The sequence below is a fragment of the Enterobacter mori genome (genome assembly GCF_025244905.1).
GTDB lineage: Bacteria > Pseudomonadota > Gammaproteobacteria > Enterobacterales > Enterobacteriaceae > Enterobacter > Enterobacter mori_A.
This window is the reverse complement of record NZ_CP104285.1, coordinates 622,918-645,639: the sequence shown is the minus strand read 5'-3', so window position 1 is coordinate 645,639 and position 22,722 is coordinate 622,918. Positions and strand designations below refer to the sequence as shown.

The following is a 22,722-nucleotide window of genomic DNA, read 5'->3' as shown; positions in this document are numbered from 1 at the left end:
GCAGTTAACGCATTAAAAAACGGCGCATTTGCGCCGTTTTTTTTATTTCCAGATCCGCATCCTGGCGTTGTCCGGCTCAGCGGGTGGCTCAGGTAGCTTCGGCTGAGAGAGCGAGTACCAGTCGAAATGACGGGTCAGGTACATGACGGCGAACAGCGCCAGCGCGAGAACCGCTGACCCCAATAGCAGCGCACTATCCTCCGAGCGCAGCAGGAACCACATCACCACGTCCAACCCGAGTAGTGCCAGCACAAACAGCCCGCTGCGTTTCCAGCTTTTCAGCACGGCCTGCAGGTACATTCCGTTCATCGCTGCGCCCACCAGGCTTGCAACAACCCAGGCAGGCGTAAACCCGACGTGTTCAGACAACGCCAGCAACACCAGGTAGAACAGGACCAGCGACAGCCCCACCAGCAGATACTGCATCGGGTGAAGGCGCAGCCCGGTTAAGGTTTCGAAGACAAAGAAGGCCATAAACGTCAGCGCAATCAGCAAAATAGCGTACTTGATCGCCCGGTCAGTCAACTGATACTGATCGGCGGGCGTGGCTATCGTGACGCTAAAGGCGGGGATCGACTCCCACGACGGCGATTCACTCCCGCTGAACCAGCTCTCAAGGTTGTTCGCAAACCAGCTGCTCTTCCAGTTCGCCTGGAAACCAGACTCGCCAATTTTGTGCTTAACCGGCAGATAGTTGCCCATAAAGCCCGGATGCGGCCAGTTGCTGTTGAGCGTCATTTCGCTATTACGCCCTACCGGTACCACCGCAAAACTGCCGGTTCCCGCCAGATTGAGTGACATCTCAAGTGCAAACGTTTTGGCTTCCAGCGCTTTGTCGGTCAGCGGGATGTGGATCCCAGCAAGCGCCCCGTAGACACCTGAACCGGGTTCCACGCTTAGCGCCTCACCATTGATTTTAGAGATACTGACCGTGCCAATACCCCGTGCGTCTCCAACGCCCGTCACGATAAACGGCTGCCCTGTCGCGATCGTTTCCCCTTTCAACTGCTTAAGCTCTTCGGTATTAAACTGCGCTTTTATCTTCAGGTCAGTGTTCCAGATTTGCCCGTCGTAGATGCCAATATTTCGGGACTCCACGCGCTGGTTCCCTTCCACAACCAGAGATTCCGGCAGAATGAAATGCATATACCTTTTCTTGTATTCGACCTTCTTCTCGTCCTCTATCTTGTAAAAGATCTCCGTCATCGGAATGGCAATCAGCGGGCCGACCAGCTTTTGCGGTCCGCTGGTGCTTTGACGAAGCGTGTTTTCAACGTCATTACGGTAGCTCTCGCGTTCCGAAATGAGATTACTGACCATAAACAACGGAACTAACAGCAGCAGAATGCACCCCAGCAGGGTGCTCACTTTCCAGAACAGGGGGGATTTCATCATTACGTCTCCTTTGTGATGAGGAGAGCGTAACGAGGCTATGCGGGGTCAGTTTGAAGCTATGTGAAGTGACGGTGAAGTGCCAGCGTGGCGGTTGCGCCCCCTTCATCACGATTCCGCAACGTAATGCCCCCCTGGTGCAAACGGGCAACCTCCTGAACAAAGGCCAGCCCAAGTCCGCTGCTCTTCAAACCGTTGCTACGCGGAAGGGAGTAAAAGCGCTCAAAAATACGCTCCAGCGCATAATCCGGGATACCGCTTCCGCTATCGGTCACCGTGAGCAGGATCTGCGTTTGCGCTTCATACGCGGCCAGCGCAATCTCCCCGCCGGGCGGCGTGAAGTCGATGGCGTTATCCAGCAAATTCCCCAGGGCCTGTTCGAGCAGTTCGGGATCGCCCGCAACGCACAGAGAGGTGCTTTGGCTCGTCAGCGTGATATTTTTCGCCGTCAGAACCGCCGAACGCGCGTCGGCCAGGCGGGTAAATAGCGTGTCGACATCGACACTGACCGGCACGATCTCGACCCGATTTTCCAGCCGCGCCTGCGTAAGCAGCTTTTCGACCAGCGACTGCATGCGCGCGTTTTGCACCAGAATATTATCGATAAACCGCGCGGCCACCTGCGGCGGCGGCTGCTCGGCGAGAATTTCCGCCGCGCCGCGTATGGCGGCGATGGGGCTTTTCAGCTCGTGGGTCAGCGCATGGACATAGTGTTCAATGTAGTTTTTCCCTTCCAGGCGAATGCGCATATTCTCCAGCGCCTGTGCCAGCTTGTGCAGTTCGCTGCTGCCTGGATTAGGTAGCGGGAGAGGCGTATCCGTGGTCACCGAGTCGGCATAGCGCGATAACGTACTGATAGAACGATTGATCCACCAGGCGACGAGAACACCGATCAGCAGGGCAATGCCGAGCAGCGCTCCGCCTGCCCACAGGATCCTTCGCTCGCTGCGATGGATAACCGGTGCCATCGCGCTGTTAGGTTTCCCGACCGACAGCACGCCGATAATCTTACCCTGCTCCACAACCGGCGCGGCAACATACATCACCGTGCTCTCTGGATCGTCGGGATGGCTCTGGGTACTGCGCGCGCCGTATTCACCGCGAAGCGTCAGCCAGACATCGTTCCAGCGCGAGTAATCTTGCCCCACGGCCAGACCGGCGGAATCAAACACGACGCGGCCCTGCGCATCGGTCATGTAGACGTGATACTCGTTACGGACTTTATGGATCCCGCCGATATTGGCGCGGAAAGGGCGCTGATGAAGCTGAGAAAAGGCCTGCGCCAGTTTGCCCTGCTGCGCATGGCCCGAAAGAAGATCCTCACGCCCGACTTCGGCGAGTAAGGTCGCAGTATCGATTAACGTGCCCTCGGTTGCCCTGCGCACGCCGGGCTTTACTTCCTGAACAAAGATCGACAGCACAAACCACGCGGCGATGGCCACGATCAGGAAGTACCCCAGCAATAACCGCATCCCAATGCGCATCAGTAAAGGCCCAGACTGTATCCCATGCCGCGATGGGTGCTGATGGGTGACAGTTCCTCATTCACCGCCCGCAGCTTGGCGCGCAGGGTTTTGATGTGGGTGTCCACGGTACGATCGAAACTGTCGCCATCTTCACCCCATACCTTGTCCATGAGCTGCTGACGAGAAAAGACTCGCCCGGGCGCCTGTAATAAGGTTTTGAGCAGCAAGAATTCATAGCGGGTCAGGGGCAATGCTTCACCGCACCAGCTTATACGCGCGGCAGCCTCATTCAGTTCAAACTGCCCGATACGCACCGTCTCTGCTGGCGCGGCGGATTTTTGCATTCGACGTAAAATCGTCCTTACTCGGGCGCAGACTTCTCGCGGAGAGAACGGCTTAGCGACATAGTCGTCAGCGCCCATTTCCAGACCGAGGAGCTTATCCACTTCATCACTGCGTGCCGTCAGAAACAGCACCGGCAGTGACGGATGCTGGGCCAGCAGCTGGCGGCACAGCTCGAAGCCGCTGATGTCCGGCAGCCCGACGTCCAGAATGGCGAGCGCCGGAGCCTGCCGCCGCGCCGCCTCCAGCACCGGTAAACCGCGCTCAAACGCCTTTACCGCGAAGCCTTCCTGCTGAAGCATGTAGATCAGCGTATCGGCGATACTGGTTTCGTCTTCAACCAGCCAGACCACAGGTTGTTGCATGGTTTATCCCTGAATTAATGCCACGGCATAATCGGCACCGCACTGATCGCGTTTTTCGGCGAGCCTTCCACCACTTTGTCGGAATAGGCCAGGTAAGCCAGGGTGTTGCGCTTGGCATCATAGAAACGCACTACCTGCAGCTTTTTAAACACCAGCGAGGTCCGTTTCTGGAACACCACATCGCCCTGCGCTTTGCCGTTTTTAATTTTATCGCTCAACTCAACCGGCCCCACCTGCTGGCAAGAGATCGCCGCATCGGAAGTATCTTCCGCCAGCCCCAGCCCGCCTTTGATACCGCCCGTTTTCGCACGGCTGACATAGCAGGTGACGTTGTTCACGTCCGGATCGTCAAACGCCTCCACCACGATTTTGTGGTCCGGGCCAAACATTTTGAACACGGTATCGACGGAACCAATCTGTTCCGCCTGCGCGGCGCGGCCGACCATCAGCAGCAACGCGGTGAAGATCAAAGTCTTGTATTTCATATTGTTACCATTCTTTAAAATTGCACTGAGCGATTATTCAACACGTTAGACAAAAATGTAGCAAGATCACAGGATTAGAATATATTCGCCCAAAACGAGCCATAAAAGGCATTAATGCGCAAAAAAAACACTGAATGCTAAAACATCAAAAAATGCTATTATCCGCTAACCTGTTATCAGGCACCTGCTGTTTTAAGGATGAGGATAGTATATGGATCAGGCTGGAATTATTCGCGACCTGCTCACCTGGCTGGAAGGTCATCTCGACCAGCCTTTGTCACTGGATAATGTGGCGGCTAAAGCAGGCTATTCCAAGTGGCATCTGCAAAGGATGTTCAAGGATGTCACCGGTCATGCTATCGGTGCCTATATTCGCGCACGTCGTTTATCTAAATCTGCTGTGGCATTGCGCCTGACCGCGCGGCCGATTCTGGATATTGCCCTGCAGTATCGTTTTGATTCGCAGCAAACGTTCACCCGCGCCTTTAAAAAACAGTTCTCGTTGACGCCAGCGCTTTATCGTCGCTCGCCTGACTGGAGCTCGTTTGGCATGCGTCCGCCGCTGCGTCTGGGCGAGTTCGCGATGCCGAAATATGAAATTGTCGCGCTGCCGGAAACCCATCTGATCGGCACAACCCAGAGCTACTCCTGTTCTCTGGAGCAGATTTCTGAGTTCCGTCACCAGATGCGCGTTCAGTTCTGGCGCGACTTCCTGAGCCACGCACCGGCGATCCCGCCAATCCTGTATGGCCTCAACGAAACGCACCCAAGCCAGGAAAAAGACGACGAGCAGGAGGTGTTCTACACCACCGCGCTGACGCCAGAGATGGCGAATGGTTATATTCAGGGTTCTAAACCGGTCGTGCTGGAAGGCGGCGAGTACGTGATGTTCTCGTATGAAGGGCTGGGAACGGGAGTTCAGGAGTTTATCCTGACCGTTTACGGGACCTGCATGCCAATGCTGAATCTTAATCGCCGTAAAGGTCAGGACATTGAGCGCTACTACCCGGCGCAGGATGCCAAACCGGAAGAAGGCCCAATCAATCTGCGTATGGAATTCTTGATTCCTATCCGCCGTTAACGCTGCAGTTCGTCAAGCGCAGGGGCATCGAGATGCGAAATGTCCCCTGCCATCTCCACTACCCAGCCCGACGCCAGCCATGCGCTTTCCTGATAATCAATCCGGGAAATGGAGCAGTTGCGCAGACGCAAACGGCGCTCGGCGTAAGCCGGTAAGCCCAGAATGGTGCTCACCAGGCAACCCAACGCAATCCCGTGACTCACCAGCAGCGGACGGCTTCCCGCAGGAAGCTTCAGGCATTCCGCCAGCGCGGCATGCATACGCACGCTCAGCTCCTGCATGGATTCCCCTTCTGGAATACGGCCATCTTCGGTACCGTTCACCAGCGTGCGACGCCAGCCCTCTTCCGTTTCCGTCAGCGTATCAATATGGCGTTTTTCCAGCACGCCCATATCCAGCTCGCGCAGGCGCGGCTCCAGCATGACGTCACAGCCGCAGGCATCTGCGATGATGCGCGCCGTCTGCTGTGTGCGACCGAGATCGCTGGTGATAACGTGCGTAATGCCCAGCGTTCTGGCGCGTTCCGCCACCTGCCACGCTTGCTGCACACCCTTTTCGGTGAGAGGACTGTCCGACTGCCCTTGAATACGTCGCTCGGCGTTCCACTGCGTTTCACCGTGGCGAACAAGGTATACCTGTAACATGCTTTTTTTCCGTTATACTGCGATGAGTTTTTTTTGAATCGAGCTTAATTATGCACCATGTTGTCTCTGCTACCACTAATCCTGCCAAAATTCAGGCAATTCTAAGGGCATTTGACGAGATCTTCGGCGCAGGATCCTGCCATATTGAGGCCATCGGCGTCGAGAGTGGCGTGCCTGAACAGCCGTTTGGCAGCGAGGAAACGCGCGCTGGCGCACGAAATCGCGTGGCGAACGCTAAGGCTGCCGCACCGAATGCTGACTTTTGGGTAGCGATTGAAGCCGGTATCGACGAAGGCGCCACCTTTAGCTGGGTGGTGATTGAAAGCCGTGAACAGCGCGGCGAGGCGCGTTCGGCCACCCTGCCGCTCCCGGCTATCATTCTGGAAAAAGTGCGTGCGGGTGAAGCGCTCGGGCCGGTGATGTCGCAGTACACCGGCATTGATGAGATTGGCCGTAAAGAAGGGGCGATTGGCGTCTTTACCGCCGGCGCGCTGACGCGTTCAGGCGTGTATCACCAGGCGGTGATCCTGGCGTTAAGCCCGTTCCATAACGCGATCTATCGTTAGGCGTTTTTCAACAACACCGCTTCCAGCCACTGGCGCAGCTCAACCGGGGCCGATTTCAGACTGTTCGATCCGCGGGTGATCGTTGCGATGCCCGCGCCGAGCTCATTTTTCAGCTCGCGCTGGCTCATCTCGCCGCGCAGTAACTCTTCAATGATGCGCACGCGCGTGCCCAGCGCCTCACGCTCGTCCGGCGTGAGCATCAGCTGCATGAGGGGTAAGTGCAAATCCTGCTCGTAAGACTGGCGAAGCAGCTCCACAAAACGAAGCCACTCCTGATGACGTTGTTCGGCCATTGCCGAGGAATACGGGGAATGCTGGGTCATGTTATGCTGCCTCTTGTACTCATTAGCGAGTACAGCATAACACAACCCACGCCGATCAGTAACGTCTCTGCCACTCGGCATCGCTCATCAGGGTGTCCTTCTGCCCCATGAAGTAGCGATAGTAGGCGTCATAGGCCAGCACGTTCTTCACGTATCCGCGCGTTTCCGAGAACGGGATGCTCTCGACAAACGCCACGGCATCGATGCGTCCGGCGCTGTTGCCGAGCCAGGTACGCACGCGACCCGGTCCCGCGTTATACGCCGCCGACGAGAAGATGCGGTTATTGCCGAACTGTTGGTAGACGTACTGCAAATAGCTGGTACCGATGTTGATATTGGTATCCGGATCGAGAAGCTGCGACGGGCTGCTGTACCCAGGGATATTAAACATCTTCACCGTGTGCGTCGCCGTGCCCGGCATGATCTGCATCAGGCCGCTGGCCCCCACCGGGGATCGCACTTTCGGGTTCCAGGCACTCTCCTGACGGGCAATCGCCATCGCATAGCTCTGCGGGATATCTTTGCCGCTGGTGTAGCGATCGAACAGATCCTTGTACGCCAGCGGGAAACGCTCTTTGAGATGATCCCACAGTTTACCGGCGATCGTCGCCTGCACGCTCAGATCCCACCAGCGATTATCAAACGCGTAGCGGGCAAGCTGGGCTTTCTCGTCGGTGGTGCGGCTGGTGACCAAATTAGCCCACTCGCTGCGTGCGGTGTTGTCCATATTCCAGTACATCAGCTCGCGAACGCGCGCCATTTCTGGCCCCTGCGTCAAAGCGGGGTTTGCGTTCGCGGGCGCTTTGTCGATCTTGAGCGTGTACTCCTCACCCAACCGCTGCGCCGCCGCCATCGGGTAGAATCCGCGCTGTTGCATCAGCGCGTGGAGGATCGCTTTGGCCTCATCGTCACGACCACGCTCCAGCAGCAGGTCGGCCTGCCAGTAGCGCCATTCATCTTTTTCTTTGGCATCCATCGGCAGACGCGCAAGCCAGGTATTCAGTCCACGACGATCGCCCGTGCCCAGCGCCATGCGCACGCGGCGCTCGACAAGCGAGGTGGAGTTTGAACGCATGATCGCGTCGTCACGCCAGCGCGCCTGTTCGTCGGTCACATCGGTGCCCATCAGTCGCCACGCCACGATGTCGCGCAATTCCTGCGTTTGTTCTTCATTAAGCTGCTGCGCCTGCACCAGCTGCGGGATCATCAGTCGCGCATTTTCCACATCGTCACGCGCCACGCTGGTAAAGGCGACCGCCGCCATTTGTCGCGTGAAATCGGTCGCACCCGTACCGCGGGCAAAGGTCAGCACGCTGTTCGGATTGTTTGCCAGCCCAATGACGGCAGACGAAATGGTTTGATAGTCAGACGGCATTTGCCCCGCCAGCGCAGTGACCAGACGCGTGTTACCGGCTTTCATCGCCAGACGGATGCGCTCAAGGTAGGACAGCGGATCCTGCTTGCCTGAAGCACGCCATGCGCCGAACAGCGAATCACAGGCGTTGGGCTGGCTTTTGCCCGTTAGCCAGAGATCTTTGGCACCGACCCAGGCCTCTTCCTGCTGTCCTGTGGCCCATTTGGCGTAGTAGTAATTACACTGCGCTTCCGTCGTGCCCGGTTTTTCCGGGCTAAACGCCAGCAGTCCGCGCCAGTCTTCACGACGCGCCAGCTCATTCACAAAACGAGACTGGAGATTTCGGGCAGGCGGCAGGGTCGGGTTCGCCTGAATGAAGTTATTCACGGTGACGGTAGGCTGGTTCATGAGATCGTCGGTTATCTGGCGGTACTCCAGATACGGATACAGCGGATAATCCTTTAGCGTCGGCATCAGCGCCTGCACGGTATCCATCTGCTTGTTGTCCCACGCCTGTTTAATCTGGGCGTAGCGGTTACGTTGTTCATCCAGTGAATCGGCATGCACCGCCTGGCTTACCGCCATTACGCATACGCTGGCAGCCAGCAGACGCCAGACCACCCGTTTGGCTTTTTCCACACGCTCTTCCTCATTGTTTTTCGTTAGTTGCAGCGTCTTGCCACGTCAATGTTGCATTCACTTATGCTAACCAGGCATCCTGCAACGCGCCACGTTATGGACACTTTTTTACCTTTCCTGCGCGTTTTAACACTCCCGACGTTCCTGACTGGGATTAGGGCATGAAAAAGGCTACACTTCGAGGCTGAAATTCCTTCTCATTACGATAAAAGAGGCGAAGTCCAACGTGGCTCAATTCGTTTATACCATGCATCGTGTCGGCAAAGTTGTCCCGCCGAAACGTCATATTCTTAAAAATATCTCGCTGAGCTTCTTCCCGGGCGCAAAAATCGGTGTTCTGGGTCTCAACGGTGCCGGTAAGTCCACCCTGCTGCGCATCATGGCGGGCATCGATACAGACATCGAAGGTGAAGCCCGTCCGCAGCCTGGCATCAAGATTGGTTACCTGCCGCAGGAACCTCAGCTGAACCCGGAACACACCGTTCGCGAATCCGTTGAAGAAGCGGTGTCCGAAGTGGTTAACGCGCTGAAAGGTCTGGATGAAGTGTATGCCAAATACGCCGAGCCGGATGCGGACTTCGACAAGCTGGCCGCTCAGCAGGGCAAGTATGAAGAGATTATCCAGGCGCACGACGGTCACAACCTGAACGTGCAGCTGGAGCGCGCGGCTGATGCCCTGCGTCTGCCGGACTGGGATGCTAAAGTTGAAAAGCTCTCCGGGGGTGAACGTCGCCGCGTCGCGCTGTGCCGCCTGCTGCTGGAAAAACCAGACATGCTGCTGCTCGACGAACCGACCAACCACCTGGATGCGGAATCCGTGGCGTGGCTGGAGCGCTTCCTGCACGACTTCGAAGGCACTGTTGTGGCGATTACCCACGACCGTTACTTCCTCGACAACGTCGCTGGCTGGATCCTGGAGCTGGACCGCGGCGAAGGCATTCCATGGGAAGGCAACTACTCCTCCTGGCTGGAGCAGAAAGATCAGCGTCTGGCGCAGGAAGCTTCTCAGGAAGCGGCGCGTCGCAAGTCTATCGAGAAAGAGCTGGAATGGGTGCGTCAGGGCGCGAAGGGCCGTCAGTCTAAGGGCAAAGCCCGTCTGGCACGCTTCGAAGAGCTGAACAACACCGAATACCAGAAACGTAACGAAACCAACGAACTGTTTATTCCACCTGGAGCACGTCTGGGGGATAAAGTGGTTGAAGTCAGCAACCTGCGTAAGTCTTACGGCGACCGCCTGCTGATTGACGACCTGAGTTTCTCCGTACCGAAAGGCGCTATCGTCGGGATCATCGGTCCGAACGGCGCGGGTAAATCCACCCTGTTCCGCATGATGTCCGGTCAGGAACAGCCTGACAGCGGCTCTATCACCCTGGGTGAAACCGTGAAGCTGGCCTCCGTTGACCAGTTCCGTGACGCAATGGACAACAGCAAAACCGTGTGGGAAGAAGTCTCCGGCGGTCTGGATATCATGCGTATCGGCAACACCGAGATGCCAAGCCGCGCCTATGTTGGCCGCTTCAACTTCAAAGGCACCGACCAGGGTAAACGCGTGGGCGAACTGTCCGGCGGTGAGCGCGGTCGTCTGCACCTCGCGAAGCTGCTGCAGGTTGGCGGTAACGTACTGCTGCTCGATGAACCAACCAACGACCTGGATATCGAAACCCTGCGCGCGCTGGAAAACGCCCTGCTGGAGTTCCCGGGCTGCGCGATGGTTATCTCGCACGACCGCTGGTTCCTGGACCGTATCGCGACCCACATCCTGGACTACCAGGACGAAGGTAAAGTCGAGTTCTTCGAAGGTAACTTCACCGAATACGAAGAGTACAAGAAACGCACGCTGGGCGCCGACGCGCTGGAGCCGAAGCGTATTAAGTACAAGCGTATTGCGAAATAAGTACCTGAGTGCCGGGTGGCGGCTTCGCCTTACCCGGCCTACGGTACTGCGCAGTTTGTAGGCCGGGTAAGCGTGAGCGCCACCCGGCTTTTTTATTTGCCTACGTAGTACCGTTTCACCTCGTCAAACTGCATCGCAAACTCGATATAGCTCATCAGCGCGGGTGAATTCAGCTTGCGGCTTGGATACGCCAGCCACAGATCGTTACCTTCAACATTCCACTCCGGCAGTACCTGAACCAGCGCACCCTTTTCGATCTTATCTTCCAGCAGAAATGCGGGTAACAGCGTGATCCCCGCACCGGCAATCGCACATTCGCGGGCGTATACCAGATTATCGGTCATATGTGCGTTATCCGGCAGGTAGCGGTGATCCTCGCTCTCACTTCGCAGCAGCCACTCTGACCACGCCCGGTGCGTAATGCAGCGGTGATCCACCAGCTGACGGGGATGAATCAACGGCTCCCGACGCGCCAGATAGTCCGGCGAAGCCAGCATATAACGCGGGCAGTGCCCGATCATTCGGCCAATCAGGGAGGAGTCCTGCGGCTTGCCGGTACGCAGCGCCACGTCAAAGCCGGACTCGACAAGATCCACCACGTCATCAGAGATCGACACATCCAGCGAAACGTCAGGATAGCGAAGCTGGAACTCGGCATTCATGTGCGCCAGCAGCGTCGCCCCAATCCCCGCCGGACAGGTGATCCGCAGCCGCCCGCTCGGGTTTTCGCGCAGCCGCTGAATGGCATACTCTGCCCGCTCGCTGGCCGCCAGCATTTCGCGACAGTGCACCAGATAGTGCTCGCCCGCAAACGTGAGGCTGATCCTGCGCGTGGTGCGGTTAAGCAGGCGGATCCCCACCTGCTGCTCCAGCTGACTAATCCGCTGGCTCACGCTGGATTTCGGCAGTTCCGCCTTCTGCGCTGCCGCGGTAAAGCTGCCCATCTCTGCCACCAGCGCGAACAGCGCCATATCCTGCAGCTGTTTAAACATGATTGTTCACCCTGTACGAACGCTGAGTTCTTAATTGTCCATCTTATCACGCAGATGGCCACTTAATAGACTAGCCTCAACAAAACGAACGCCATTGAGGAGCACACTATGTCAGTTAAAGCCATTGCCGTTAACCCAGAAAATCCCTCCAACTTCGTTGAAATCACCCCACCGATGCCGCAGCCCGGCGAGCACGATCTCCTGGTGGAGGTGAAGGCCGTCTCCATTAACCCGGTCGATACCAAAGTCCACGCGGGCATTGCTAAGAACGGACTGAACGAGCCGCGCATTCTCGGGTGGGATGCCAGCGGGATCGTCAAAGCCGTGGGGGCTGGCGTCACCGGATTTAAACCGGGTGACGAGGTGTGGTACGCGGGCGACATCACCCGTTCGGGCAGCAACACCACACATCAGCTGATCGATGCGCGCATTGTCGGGCACAAACCTGCCAGCCTCGGCTGGGCCGCGGCTGCTGCGTTGCCACTGACCGCCCTTACTGCCTGGGAAGGATTATTCGAGCGGCTGAACATTCGGGATGCCGGCGCGGACAAAACGCTGCTGATCATTGGCGGCGCGGGCGGCGTGGGATCGCTGGCGATCCCCTTTGCGAAACACAACAGCAAGGTGAAAATCATCGCAACTGCTTCGCGAGAAGATTCCGCCCAGTGGTGTCGCGATCGCGGGGCTGACGTTGTCGTAAATTACCGCGACCTGAAAGGTGAACTGGCGAAACAGGGGCTGACCTTTGTGGATTACATTTTCATCCTCAACGACACCGACGGGCACTGGGAAGCAGTCAGCGAACTGATTGCGCCACAGGGGCATATCTGCTCTATCGTCGAGAATGAACGTCCGCTGAACCAGGACAAGCTGAAATCCAAATCCGCCGCGCTGCACTGGGAATTTATGTATACCCGCAGCATGTACCAGACCGCGGATATGGCGCGTCAGGGGGAGATCTTAGATGAGGTGGCGAAGCTAGTGGATAACGGCGTGGTGGAAAGTTCGCTGAGTGAAACGCTGCACGGGCTGAGCGTGGAGAGCATTACCGAGGCGCACCGTAAAGTGCTGGAGGGGCATATGCGGGGGAAAGTGGTAGTTGAGTTCTGAGTGGTCTGATTCCCCTCACCCTAGCCCTCTCCCCATAGGGGCGAGGGGATCGCACGGCGCTGTCTTTACCCTCTCCCCTATGGGGAGAGGGCAGGGTGAGGGGGAAGTCTTTTACCCCTGCTCCCCCATCATCTCCTTCACCAGTTCGACGCAGCGCAGGAAACGGGAGTCGTAGTCCGACTCTTCCACATGCACAAACTCAACGTTATTTTCGTTGAGCATCTCCACCAGCATGGACTGGAACTCCCGCCTGTCCACGGAGCTGCCGAGACTGCGCATGCCGTCGGCTACCCACGGGGTGTTGTTTTCCAGCAGGATCACCAGGTCAAAGCGGTATTCGTCAATCAGCGCCTGCACGAACGGGTGCTCGCGCCCTTCGTATTTTTTACAGAACGCCTGCGTGGTGACAAAATCGGTATCGATAAACGCCACTTTGTTGGCGTATTTCACCGCAAAATCAATGTACTGGGCATGTCCGAGCGCGATTTTATCGTAGTCGGAATACTGCAGAGCCATCTCGTCGCCGCCAAGGTGCGAGAAGACATAATCGCGACCGTATTCCCACGCGCTGGTCGTGTTGAAGATGTTCGCCAGCTTGTTCACCAGCGTTGATTTGCCGCTCGACTCGCCGCCCAGAATCGCCACCGTACGCACAAAGAACGGCTTCACTTCGGTCGGAATGTAATCCCAGTAGCGGAACGGGTTTTCGCGGATCTGCGCCCCGCTGATGTTCATAAAGGTGCGTTTCGGATCGATCAGCACCGTCTCGATGCCCAGATGCTCGCGGAACTGAGGCGCATCGGACTCTTCAGAGGTGTAGATCCAGTTCGGCGCAATCCCCTTGTCTTCCATAAAGGTTTTTACACCGTTGCTCCACACGTCCCAGCCGTGCGGATACGGCTCCATGCCCTCTTCGTTAAAGGCATGAATACGAATGTTCTTCTGATACTTAAAGGTCTGAAGCAGCCAGCGCAGACGGTCTGACACCGTGGGCTGCTGCGACATGGCGCTGTCTTCAAACAGCTGACGGTCGCGGGTTTCGTCATAGCCCATGATGATGTGCAGCTCATCCACCTGGCTACAGGCACGCTGGATCAGATAGATATGCCCGGTATGCAGCGGGTAAAACTTGCCGAACACCACCCCGATGTTCTTCTGCATACGCGGGAATTCCAGCCCCAGAAAGCGGTGCAGCGCTTCGAGCTTCTGCGCGCTGGGGCTTTTGATTTTGGCGTTCAGCAACTGGCTCAGGTAGCCTTTGGTCATGCCGCTGGCGTCCGCCACCTGCTGCAGCGTGCAGCCCTTCTGGCGGATTGCGGTCTTGATGTAGTCAAATGATGACATAAATTACGGTGCCTCCTGCAAAATCGAATACGTAATTATAAGTCGTCAAAGACATTTAACGCATCTGCGAGTTTCTTCACGCCAAAGACCTGCATCCCTTCCGGGATTTTTTTCGGCACGTTGGCAGCGGGAACGATCGCACGACGGAAACCGTGTTTTGCCGCCTCGGAGATACGCTCCTGCCCGCTTGGCACCGGACGAATCTCCCCGGCGAGTCCCACTTCACCAAAGACAACCAGATCCTGAGGCAACGGTCTGTCGCGCAGGCTGGAGACCATTGCCAGCAGCAGCGCCAGGTCTGCGCTGGTCTCAGTGACTTTGACGCCGCCGACCACGTTGACGAAAACGTCCTGATCCGCCATCTGCAGGCCACCGTGACGGTGCAGCACCGCCAGCAGGATCGCCAGACGGTTCTGTTCCAGACCGACCGCCACGCGCCGCGGGTTGCCCATCATCGACACGTCCACCAGCGCCTGAATTTCAACGAGCAGCGGGCGCGTCCCTTCCCACAACACCATCACCGAACTGCCGGAGGTGATCTCATCGCCACGGCTCAGGAAGATGGCCGACGGGTTGCTGACTTCGCGTAGCCCCTGCTCGGTCATGGCAAATACGCCCAGTTCATTCACCGCCCCAAAGCGGTTTTTATGGCTGCGCAGGGTCCGGAAGCGGGAGTCCGCGTCGCCATCGAGCATCACGGAGCAGTCGATACAGTGCTCAAGCACCTTCGGCCCGGCCAGCGAGCCGTCTTTGGTCACGTGGCCGACCATCACGATCGCCACGCCGCGCGTTTTGGCAAAGCGCGTAAGGTAGGCCGCGGTTTCACGCACCTGCGCGACGCTGCCCGGCGAGGACTGGATGTCCGCCATGTGCATCACCTGAATGGAGTCGATCACCATCAGCTTCGGCTGCTCTTCTTCGGCGATCATGCAGATCTGCTCGATGCTGGTTTCGGAGAGCATGTTCAGGTTGCCGGTCGGCAGGCCCAGGCGGTGCGCTCGCATCGCCACCTGCTGAAGTGATTCTTCCCCCGTGACGTACAGAGTTTTCATCTGTTCAGCGAGCTTGCAGAGCGTTTGCAGCAGCAGAGTCGATTTACCCGCGCCCGGATTACCGCCGATCAGAATGGCGCTTCCCGGCACCACGCCACCGCCGAGCACGCGGTCAAACTCTTTGAACCCGGTGGAGAAGCGCGGCAGCTCTTCGAGGCTGATGTCAGAAAGTTTTTGCACCTTCGCCACGCCCGCGTTACCGGCATAGCCGCTCAGGCGTTCATTGCGGGCAACGCTCGGCGAAGCCGCCACACCACGCACTTCGGTGATGGTGTTCCAGGCATGACAGGCGCTGCATTGCCCCTGCCAGCGCGGATAATCCGCACCACATTCATTACAGACAAATGCGCGTTTTGGGGCTTTTGCCACGGTTTACCTCGTTATTTCTCTGCGGCCTGAGTCCCGGGTGGCGCTTCGCTTACCCGGCCTACAAGCCCTGGCACTATTTCTGATTAAGGCTGCCGGAGAGAATGCAGAACACTCCCATCAGGTCAGCGTGACGGATAGTCACTTCCGTCTTTTCATTCACTTTTGGCTTGGCATGGTAGGCAATGCCCAGGCCAGCCGCTTTGATCATCGGCAGATCGTTCGCGCCATCGCCAATGGCGACGGTCTGGACGACCGGAATTTCATATTTTTCCGCCAGACGCGTCAGCGTATTGGCTTTGTACTGGGCATCCACAATATCGCCGATCACCTGGCCGGTCAGCTTGCCGTCCATGATCTCCAGTTCATTGGCCACCACAGTGGTCAAATGCAGTTTTTCCCTGAGGTAATCCGCGAAGAAAGTGAAGCCACCAGAGGCGATCGCCACTTTCCAGCCGAGAGACTGCAGCTTCAGCACCAGCTGCGTCAGCCCTGGCATCAGCGGCAGCACGTCGCGCACCTGGCGCAGGATGTTGGCGTCTGCCCCTTTCAGGGTCGCCACGCGTTGTCTCAGGCTGGCGGTAAAATCCAGCTCGCCGCGCATCGCACGTTCTGTGACTTCCGCCACCAGCTCGCCGCTGCCCGCCAGTTTCGCAATCTCGTCAATGCACTCGATCTGAATGGCGGTAGAGTCCATGTCCATGACCAGCAGGCCCGGGGTTTTCAGGTGCGGAATTTTACCCAGCGGCGCGACGTCAAGCCCGGCGTCATGCGCCAGACGCGTCGCACGCTGCGTCAGGGAGCCCGCCAGGCGGATGACCTGGTAGTCTTCCACGCACCAGGCGGCGACGATAACCATCGCGGCCCCCAGTTTGCTTTGGTACTGGGTCAGGCGTTGCTTGTCCAGACCGCGTCCGTACAGCAGCCAGCCGCTACGACCGGCGTGGTAATCCAGAGGCATCACCTCATCGCCACTTAAAGAGAGCGGCAATCCTGGCCATAAAGAGACATCCGTTGGCAGGTCGCACCAGGTAATGTTCGGCATTAAAGCTCCTGTAAATTCGTTCGCGCCGGAAGGTTCCAGAGGGAAAATAACGCATGAGGCTACCCTGTAACCATCACTTCTGGCAACATTAAGCCGTAAATTTTCAGCAGGTGGAATATGGCTCGCGCAAAACTGAAATTCCGGCTTCATCGCGCCGTGATTGTCCTGATCTGTCTCGCACTTCTGGTGGCGCTGATGCAAGGGGCATCGTGGTTTAGCCAGAACCATCAACGGCAACGTAACCCTCAGTTTGAAGAGCTGGCCCGCACGCTGGCGCGTCAGGTCACGCTCAACGTTGCACCCTCAATGCGTACTGAAACGCCTGACGATAAGCGGATAGGCCAGGTTTTACGTCAACTCACTGAAAACAGCCGTATTCTGGATGCCGGGGTTTACGATGAGCAAGGAGACCTGATTGCCCGCGCGGGCGAGCACGTTAATGTGCGCGACAGGCTGGCGCTGGACGGCAAAAAAGCCGGGGGCTACTTTAACCAGCAGATCGTCGAACCCATTCAGGGCAAGAATGGTCCGCTGGGCTATCTGCGCCTGACGCTCGACACCCACACCCTGCCGACCGAAGCCAAACAGGTCGATAACACCACCAATATTTTGCGCCTGATGCTGCTGCTTTCGCTGGCCATTGGCGTTGTGCTGGCGCGTACCCTACTTCAGGGCAAGCGTACCCGCTGGCAGCAGTCACCGTTCCTGCTGACCGCAAGCAAGTCGGTTCCTGAAGACGAAGAGAGCGAGAAGAAAGAATAGTGATAAAGTAGGCGAATGACTCAGAAAAGGAACTTTGCCATGACGACGTTACGCCTGCTTATCTCTGACTCTTACGATCCCTGGTTTAATCTCGCGGTGGAAGAGTGCATCTTCCGCCAGATGCCCGCCACCCAGCGCGTGCTGTTTCTCTGGCGCAATGCCGACACGGTAGTTATTGGCCGCGCGCAAAACCCGTGGAAAGAGTGCAACACGCGACGCATGGAAGAGGACAACGTCCGCCTGGCGCGCCGCAGCAGCGGCGGCGGCGCGGTGTTCCACGATCTGGGCAATACTTGCTTTACCTTTATGGCGGGCAAACCGGAATACGACAAAACTATCTCAACGTCCATCGTCCTCAACGCGCTCAATTCACTCGGCGTGACGGCTGAAGCGTCCGGGCGTAACGATCTGGTGGTGAAAACCCCCGAGGGCGATCGGAAGGTCTCCGGCTCCGCCTACCGCGAAACGATGGATCGCGGCTTCCACCACGGCACCCTGCTGCTGAACGCTGACCTGAGCCGTCTGGCTAACTACCTGAATCCTGATAAGAAAAAGCTCCAGGCTAAAGGGATTACCTCCGTGCGTGGGCGCGTAGCGAATCTGGTTGAACTGCTGCCGGGGATTACGCACGGGCAGATTTGCGATGCGATCCGTGACGCGTTCTTTGAACATCACGGCGAGCGCGTGGACGCGGAGGTGATCTCGCCTGACAAAACTCCGGACCTGCCCAACTTCGCGGAAACCTTCGCCCGCCAGAGCAGCTGGGAGTGGAACTTTGGTCAGGCGCCTGCGTTTTCCCATCTGCTGGATGAGCGTTTTACCTGGGGCGGCGTGGAGCTGCATTTTGACGTGGAGAAAGGCCATATCACCCGCACGCAGGTATTTACCGATAGCCTGAACCCGGCACCGTTAGAGGCGCTGGCGGCTCGTTTGCAGGGCTGTTTGTATCGGGCGGATATGCTGCAGCAGGAGTGCGACGCGTTGATAGGGGATTTTCCGGAGCAGGAAAAAGAGCTGCGTGAGCTGTCGGCGTGGATTGCACAGGCCGTGCGCTAAGTGCGGTTTGGTGCCCTCACCCCCGCCCTCTCCCACAGGGAGAGGGCGGGAAGAGACAGAATTACTCTTTATCGCCCAGCAGAACGGATTCCAGCGCGATTTTGATCATGTCGTTGAAGGTCGTCTGACGCTCGGCAGCGGTCGTCTGCTCGTGGGTACGGATATGGTCAGACACGGTGCAGATGGTCAGCGCTTTTGCACCAAACTCAGCCGCAACGCCGTAGATACCCGCCGCTTCCATTTCCACGCCCAGAATGCCGTATTTCTCCATCACGTCGAACATGTCGCCTTCTGGCGAGTAGAACAGATCGGCAGAGAACAGGTTGCCCACGCGCGCGTCAACGCCCAGCGCTTTTGCCGCGTCAACCGCGTTACGCACCATGTCAAAGTCAGCGATGGCCGCAAAGTCATGATCTTTAAAGCGGATGCGGTTGACTTTAGAGTCGGTGCACGCGCCCATGCCGATCACCACGTCACGCAGCTTAACGTCCATACGCACCGCGCCGCAGGAGCCAACGCGGATGATTTTTTTCACGCCGAAATCGGTGATCAGCTCTTTGGTGTAGATAGAGCAGGATGGGATACCCATACCGTGGCCCATAACGGAGATTTTGCGGCCTTTATAGGTACCGGTGAAGCCCAGCATGCCGCGAACGTTGTTCACTTCACGCACGTCTTCCAGGAAGGTTTCAGCAATGTGCTTCGCGCGCAGCGGGTCGCCCGGCATCAATACGACGTCAGCGAAATCACCCATTTCTGCATTAATGTGAGGAGTTGCCATCTTCAGTTCCTTTTACATTGTTGTTTTTGCCGGGTGGCGGCTACGCCTTACCCGGCCTACATTCTGTTCTCCCTCTCCCTGTGGGAGAGGGCCGGGGTGAGGGCATCAGGCCGCACCCAGCACGATTTAGAACATGGCCTTGCCATATTCCATGTCAGACGTACCAAAGTATTTCGCAATGGTCTGGCCGATGTCCGCGAAGGTTTCACGGTGACCGAGCGAACCCGGCTTCACTTTCGGGCCGTACACCAGCACCGGAATGTGCTCACGTGTGTGGTCGGTACCGGTCCAGCTTGGATCGCAGCCGTGGTCCGCGGTCAGGATCAGAATGTCATCTTCACCCACCAGCTCCATCAGCTCTGGCAAACGGCGGTCAAACAGTTCAAGACCGGCGGCGTAACCCGCGATATCACGACGGTGACCCCAGGAGGAGTCGAAGTCCACGAAGTTGGTGAAAACAATGGTCTTGTCACCCGCTTCTTTCATCTCTTTGATGGTGGCATCGAACAGCGCATCCAGACCGGTGGCTTTCACTTTTTTGGTGATGCCGCAGTTGGCGTAGATGTCCGCGATTTTACCCACGGAAACCACGTGGCCGTCTTTCTCTTCGACCAGCTTCTGCAGCACTGTCGGTGCCGGTGGCTCAACGGCCAGGTCGTGACGGTTACCGGTACGCTGGAAGTTACCCGCTTTGTCGCCGATAAACGGACGCGCGATCACGCGGCCGATGTTGTAGCCGCCTTCGGTCAGCTCTTCACGGGCGATTTCGCACAGTTCGTAGAGTTTATCCAGACCATAGGTCTCTTCGTGGCAGGCAATCTGGAACACGGAGTCGGCAGAGGTGTAGAAAATCGGCTTGCCGGTTTTCATGTGCTCTTCGCCAAGTTCGTCCAGAATCACGGTACCGGAAGAGTGGCAGTTGCCCAGATAGCCCGGCAGGTTGGCACGTTTGACCAGCTTATCGAGCAGCTCCTGCGGGAAGCTGTTCTGGTGATCGGAGAAGTAGCCCCAGTCGAACAGAACCGGCACACCGGCGATTTCCCAGTGACCGGACGGTGTATCTTTACCGGAAGAGAGCTCGTGCGCCCAGGCGTAGGCGCCCACGACTTCCGCGTTAGCATCCATACCGGCTGCGATTTTACCGGTAGAGCCTTCGTGGGCTTTCACCAGCCCGAGGCGGGTCAGGTTTGGCAGGGTCAGAGGACCTTTACGACCGTTATCCGCTTCGCCTTTGGCACAGGCTTCCGCGATGTGACCCATGGTATCGGAACCCACGTCACCAAAACGATCTGCATCTTCAGTTGCGCCGATGCCGAATGAGTCCAGCACCATAATAAATGCACGTTTCATAATTGTTCTCCGTACGTAGTGCTTCAAAAAATAGCGATCAGATCAGTATACCGTTATTCAGTGATACGGCGATAGACAGTCGGTGTGGTTTCCGGTGCTTTATCGTCAAGCATAATTGCCGCTTTCACGGCTTTTGCCGCATCCTGCCAGCTGGCTTCGTCTTTGGCGTGGATCACCGCCAGCGGACGTTGGCCGTCAATGCTGTCGCCCAGACGCGCCATATCGGTAAAGCCGACGCTGTAATCAATGGTGTCCGATGCCTGACGACGTCCGCCGCCCATTGAAACCACCGCCATACCGAGGGCACGGGTATCCATTGCGGAGACGAAACCTTCGGTATCCGCATAAACGGCTTTGCTGAGCATCGCGGTTGGCAGGTATTTCGCGTAGTTCTCGACGAAATCGGTGGGGCCTTTCTGGGCTGCAACCATGCGGCCGAAGATCTCTGCCGCTTTGCCGTTATCCAGCACCGCCTGCAGTTTCGCGCGCGCTTCCGCATCGTCTTTGGCCAGCTTGCCGGAGATTAACATCTCAACGCACAGCGCCATGGTGACGTCGAACAGACGCGGGTTGCGGTATTCACCCGTCAGGAACTGGACGGCTTCGCGGACTTCGACGGCGTTACCGGCGCTGGACGCCAGCACCTGGTTCATGTCCGTCAGTAATGCCGTAGTGCGCACGCCCGCGCCGTTGGAGACGCCAACGATCGCTTCGGCCAGCGCAGCAGAAAGTTCATAGGTCGGCATAAACGCGCCGCTGCCCACTTTCACGTCCATCACCAGGGCGTCCAGACCTTCTGCCAGCTTTTTGGCAAGAATCGACGCGGTGATCAGCGGGATGGAATCAACGGTCGCGGTAATATCGCGGGTTGCGTAGAAACGCTTGTCTGCCGGGGCGAGAGAGCTGGTCTGGCCGATAATCGCCACGCCAACGTCTTTAATAATGTCGCGGAAGCGGCCGTCGTCCGGGAAGATATCGAAGCCCGGAATGGCTTCCAGTTTGTCGAGCGTACCGCCGGTGTGGCCCAGGCCGCGCCCGGAGATCATTGGAACGTAACCGCCGCAGGCTGCCACCATTGGGCCAAGCATCAGGGAGGTTACGTCGCCTACGCCGCCGGTGGAGTGTTTATCCACAATCGGGCCGTTGAGGTTGAGGCTTTTCCAGTCAAGAACGGTTCCAGAATCTCGCATCGCCATGGTCAGCGACACGCGCTCAGGCATCGACATATCGTGGAAGAAGATGGTCATCGCCAGAGCCGCAATCTGCCCTTCAGAGACGGTGTTGTCACGAATGCCGTTGATAAAAAAGCGGATCTCTTCGTCGCTTAATGCATGACCATCACGTTTTTTACGAATAATTTCTTGTGCGAGAAACACGGTAACCCCCATGCGGAATCGGGTGAATGGTGGCGGGTACGGTTTACCCGACCACAATCCGGGTAGGCCGGGTAAGCGTAGCGCCACCCGGCAATTCAAACTTAGTAGCTGCTTGCGCTCTTACCGTCGCCGTGACCCAGCGCTTTCAGCAGGCTGGCCAGCAGGCTGGATGCGCCAAAGCGGTAGTGACGGGAATCGGCCCAGTCTGCGCCGAACAGTTCGTCGGCAATCGCCAGGAACTGCTGCGCGTCTTCAGCGGTACGCACGCCACCCGCAGGTTTGAAACCTACGGTTTTGGACACGCCCATGTCGCGGATCACTTCCATCATGATGCGCGCGCTTTCCGGGGTGGCGTTAACCGGCACTTTACCGGTAGAGGTTTTGATGAAATCGGCACCGGCTTTGATGGAGATTTCAGACGCTTTACGAATCAGGGCTTCTTCTTTCAGCTCGCCGGTTTCGATGATCACTTTCAGCAGCACGTTTGCCGCCGCGCACGCGTCTTTACAGGCTTTCACCAGGTCAAAACCGACCTGCTCGTTGCCGGCGATCAGCGCGCGGTACGGGAACACCACGTCAACTTCGTCTGCACCGTAAGCAATCGCCGCGCGGGTTTCTGCCAGCGCAATCTCGATATCATCGTTGCCATGCGGGAAGTTAGTTACGGTTGCAATGCGCACGTCCGGTGTACCCTGCTCTTTCAGAGTCTTACGGGCAATCGGGATAAAGCGCGGGTAGATACAGACGGCTGCGGTGTTACCCACCGGCGTTTTCGCCTGATGGCACAGGGCGATGACTTTTTCATTGGTGTCGTCATCGTTCAGGGTGGTCAGGTCCATCAGTTTCAACGCGCGCAGGCTGCTTGCAGTTAAATCGGTCATAACATTCTCCAACGGCAGTGCCGTATAAATTTTACCTTGCGGGTCTGTGAGTATTC

21 protein-coding genes are annotated in these 22,722 nt (G+C 57.4%); 6 read left to right on the top strand and 15 right to left on the bottom strand.

Annotated features, from left to right (window positions below):
• Positions 1-42: 42 nt before the first annotated feature.
• From creD to creA, 4 genes are read right to left on the bottom strand one after another with little or no spacing between them, the layout of a single operon-like run.
• Positions 43-1,395 (bottom strand): cell envelope integrity protein CreD, encoded by a 1,353-nt coding sequence (gene creD / locus N2K86_RS03105; RefSeq protein WP_260660430.1) that lies wholly within the window; start codon positions 1,393-1,395, stop codon positions 43-45.
• A 56-nt stretch (positions 1,396-1,451) separates the two neighbouring features.
• Positions 1,452-2,876, bottom strand: coding sequence for a two-component system sensor histidine kinase CreC (creC, locus tag N2K86_RS03100; protein ID WP_260660429.1), 1,425 nt, complete (start codon positions 2,874-2,876; stop codon positions 1,452-1,454).
• Positions 2,876-3,565 carry a two-component system response regulator CreB gene (creB, locus tag N2K86_RS03095; RefSeq protein ID WP_260660428.1) on the bottom strand — a complete coding sequence of 230 codons (690 nt, stop codon included), beginning with the start codon at positions 3,563-3,565 and terminating at the stop codon, positions 2,876-2,878. Before creB ends, creC begins: the two co-directional genes overlap by 1 nt.
• A 14-nt stretch (positions 3,566-3,579) precedes the next feature.
• A complete protein-coding gene (creA, locus tag N2K86_RS03090) occupies positions 3,580-4,050 on the bottom strand; it encodes a protein CreA (protein WP_260660427.1) in 471 nt (156 codons plus the stop codon).
• Between the two features lie 211 nt (positions 4,051-4,261).
• Between creA and robA the strand changes: the two genes are divergently transcribed.
• Entirely contained in the window at positions 4,262-5,131 is an 870-nt protein-coding gene (gene robA, locus N2K86_RS03085; RefSeq protein WP_014882475.1) for an MDR efflux pump AcrAB transcriptional activator RobA, read from the top strand.
• Here robA and gpmB read toward each other — a convergent pair.
• A complete protein-coding gene (gpmB, locus tag N2K86_RS03080; RefSeq protein ID WP_008502057.1) occupies positions 5,128-5,775 on the bottom strand; it encodes a 2,3-diphosphoglycerate-dependent phosphoglycerate mutase GpmB in 648 nt (215 codons plus the stop codon). The genes robA and gpmB overlap by 4 nt on opposite strands.
• Positions 5,776-5,825: 50 nt before the next feature.
• Between gpmB and yjjX the strand changes: the two genes are divergently transcribed.
• Entirely contained in the window at positions 5,826-6,341 is a 516-nt protein-coding gene (gene yjjX, locus N2K86_RS03075; RefSeq protein ID WP_260660426.1) for an inosine/xanthosine triphosphatase, read from the top strand.
• Here yjjX and trpR read toward each other — a convergent pair.
• Positions 6,338-6,664 (bottom strand): trp operon repressor, encoded by a 327-nt coding sequence (gene trpR / locus N2K86_RS03070; RefSeq protein ID WP_021240574.1) that lies wholly within the window; start codon positions 6,662-6,664, stop codon positions 6,338-6,340. The two genes, yjjX and trpR, sit on opposite strands and share 4 nt — an antisense overlap.
• A gap of 55 nt (positions 6,665-6,719) precedes the next feature.
• Entirely contained in the window at positions 6,720-8,657 is a 1,938-nt protein-coding gene (gene sltY / locus N2K86_RS03065) for a murein transglycosylase (protein WP_260660425.1), read from the bottom strand.
• Positions 8,658-8,883: 226 nt separating this feature from the next.
• Here sltY and ettA point away from each other — a divergent pair, with 226 nt between their 5' ends.
• Entirely contained in the window at positions 8,884-10,551 is a 1,668-nt protein-coding gene (gene ettA / locus N2K86_RS03060) for an energy-dependent translational throttle protein EttA (protein WP_101738274.1), read from the top strand.
• A gap of 92 nt (positions 10,552-10,643) precedes the next feature.
• On the opposite strand, the gene N2K86_RS03055 is transcribed toward ettA, so the two are convergent.
• Positions 10,644-11,543: a LysR family transcriptional regulator gene (locus tag N2K86_RS03055; protein ID WP_260660424.1), complete on the bottom strand. Its 900-nt coding sequence runs from the start codon at positions 11,541-11,543 to the stop codon at positions 10,644-10,646.
• Between the two features lie 108 nt (positions 11,544-11,651).
• Between N2K86_RS03055 and N2K86_RS03050 the strand changes: the two genes are divergently transcribed.
• Entirely contained in the window at positions 11,652-12,653 is a 1,002-nt protein-coding gene (locus tag N2K86_RS03050) for a zinc-binding alcohol dehydrogenase family protein (protein ID WP_260660423.1), read from the top strand.
• A 111-nt stretch (positions 12,654-12,764) separates the two neighbouring features.
• Here N2K86_RS03050 and nadR read toward each other — a convergent pair whose 3' ends face one another.
• From nadR to serB, 3 genes are all read right to left on the bottom strand, one after another.
• On the bottom strand, positions 12,765-13,997 hold the full coding sequence (gene nadR, locus N2K86_RS03045; RefSeq protein ID WP_010427112.1) for a multifunctional transcriptional regulator/nicotinamide-nucleotide adenylyltransferase/ribosylnicotinamide kinase NadR: 1,233 nt from the start codon (positions 13,995-13,997) through the stop codon (positions 12,765-12,767).
• A gap of 35 nt (positions 13,998-14,032) precedes the next feature.
• A complete protein-coding gene (gene radA, locus N2K86_RS03040; RefSeq protein ID WP_014068810.1) occupies positions 14,033-15,418 on the bottom strand; it encodes a DNA repair protein RadA in 1,386 nt (461 codons plus the stop codon).
• Positions 15,419-15,491: 73 nt separating this feature from the next.
• Positions 15,492-16,460, bottom strand: coding sequence for a phosphoserine phosphatase (gene serB, locus N2K86_RS03035; protein WP_025757501.1), 969 nt, complete (start codon positions 16,458-16,460; stop codon positions 15,492-15,494).
• 117 nt (positions 16,461-16,577) lie between these two features.
• Between serB and N2K86_RS03030 the strand changes: the two genes are divergently transcribed.
• Together N2K86_RS03030 and lplA are read left to right on the top strand one after the other, a co-directional pair.
• Positions 16,578-17,222 (top strand): YtjB family periplasmic protein, encoded by a 645-nt coding sequence (locus N2K86_RS03030; RefSeq protein ID WP_108417139.1) that lies wholly within the window; start codon positions 16,578-16,580, stop codon positions 17,220-17,222.
• A 39-nt stretch (positions 17,223-17,261) separates the two neighbouring features.
• Positions 17,262-18,278, top strand: a complete 1,017-nt coding sequence (gene lplA / locus N2K86_RS03025) for a lipoate--protein ligase LplA (RefSeq protein WP_260660422.1) — start codon at positions 17,262-17,264, stop codon at positions 18,276-18,278.
• Between the two features lie 61 nt (positions 18,279-18,339).
• Here the strand turns inward: lplA and deoD are convergent, their stop codons facing one another.
• From deoD to deoC, 4 genes are all read right to left on the bottom strand, one after another.
• Positions 18,340-19,059 (bottom strand): purine-nucleoside phosphorylase, encoded by a 720-nt coding sequence (gene deoD, locus N2K86_RS03020; protein ID WP_003856538.1) that lies wholly within the window; start codon positions 19,057-19,059, stop codon positions 18,340-18,342.
• Positions 19,060-19,185: 126 nt separating this feature from the next.
• Positions 19,186-20,409, bottom strand: a complete 1,224-nt coding sequence (gene deoB / locus N2K86_RS03015) for a phosphopentomutase (RefSeq protein WP_260660421.1) — start codon at positions 20,407-20,409, stop codon at positions 19,186-19,188.
• Positions 20,410-20,462: 53 nt separating this feature from the next.
• Positions 20,463-21,785: a thymidine phosphorylase gene (gene deoA, locus N2K86_RS03010; RefSeq protein ID WP_260660420.1), complete on the bottom strand. Its 1,323-nt coding sequence runs from the start codon at positions 21,783-21,785 to the stop codon at positions 20,463-20,465.
• Positions 21,786-21,886: 101 nt separating this feature from the next.
• The gene (deoC, locus tag N2K86_RS03005; RefSeq protein WP_003856543.1) at positions 21,887-22,666 is read right to left on the bottom strand and encodes a deoxyribose-phosphate aldolase; all 780 of its coding nucleotides are present in this window, start codon (positions 22,664-22,666) and stop codon (positions 21,887-21,889) included.
• Between the last annotated feature and the right edge of the window lie 56 nt (positions 22,667-22,722).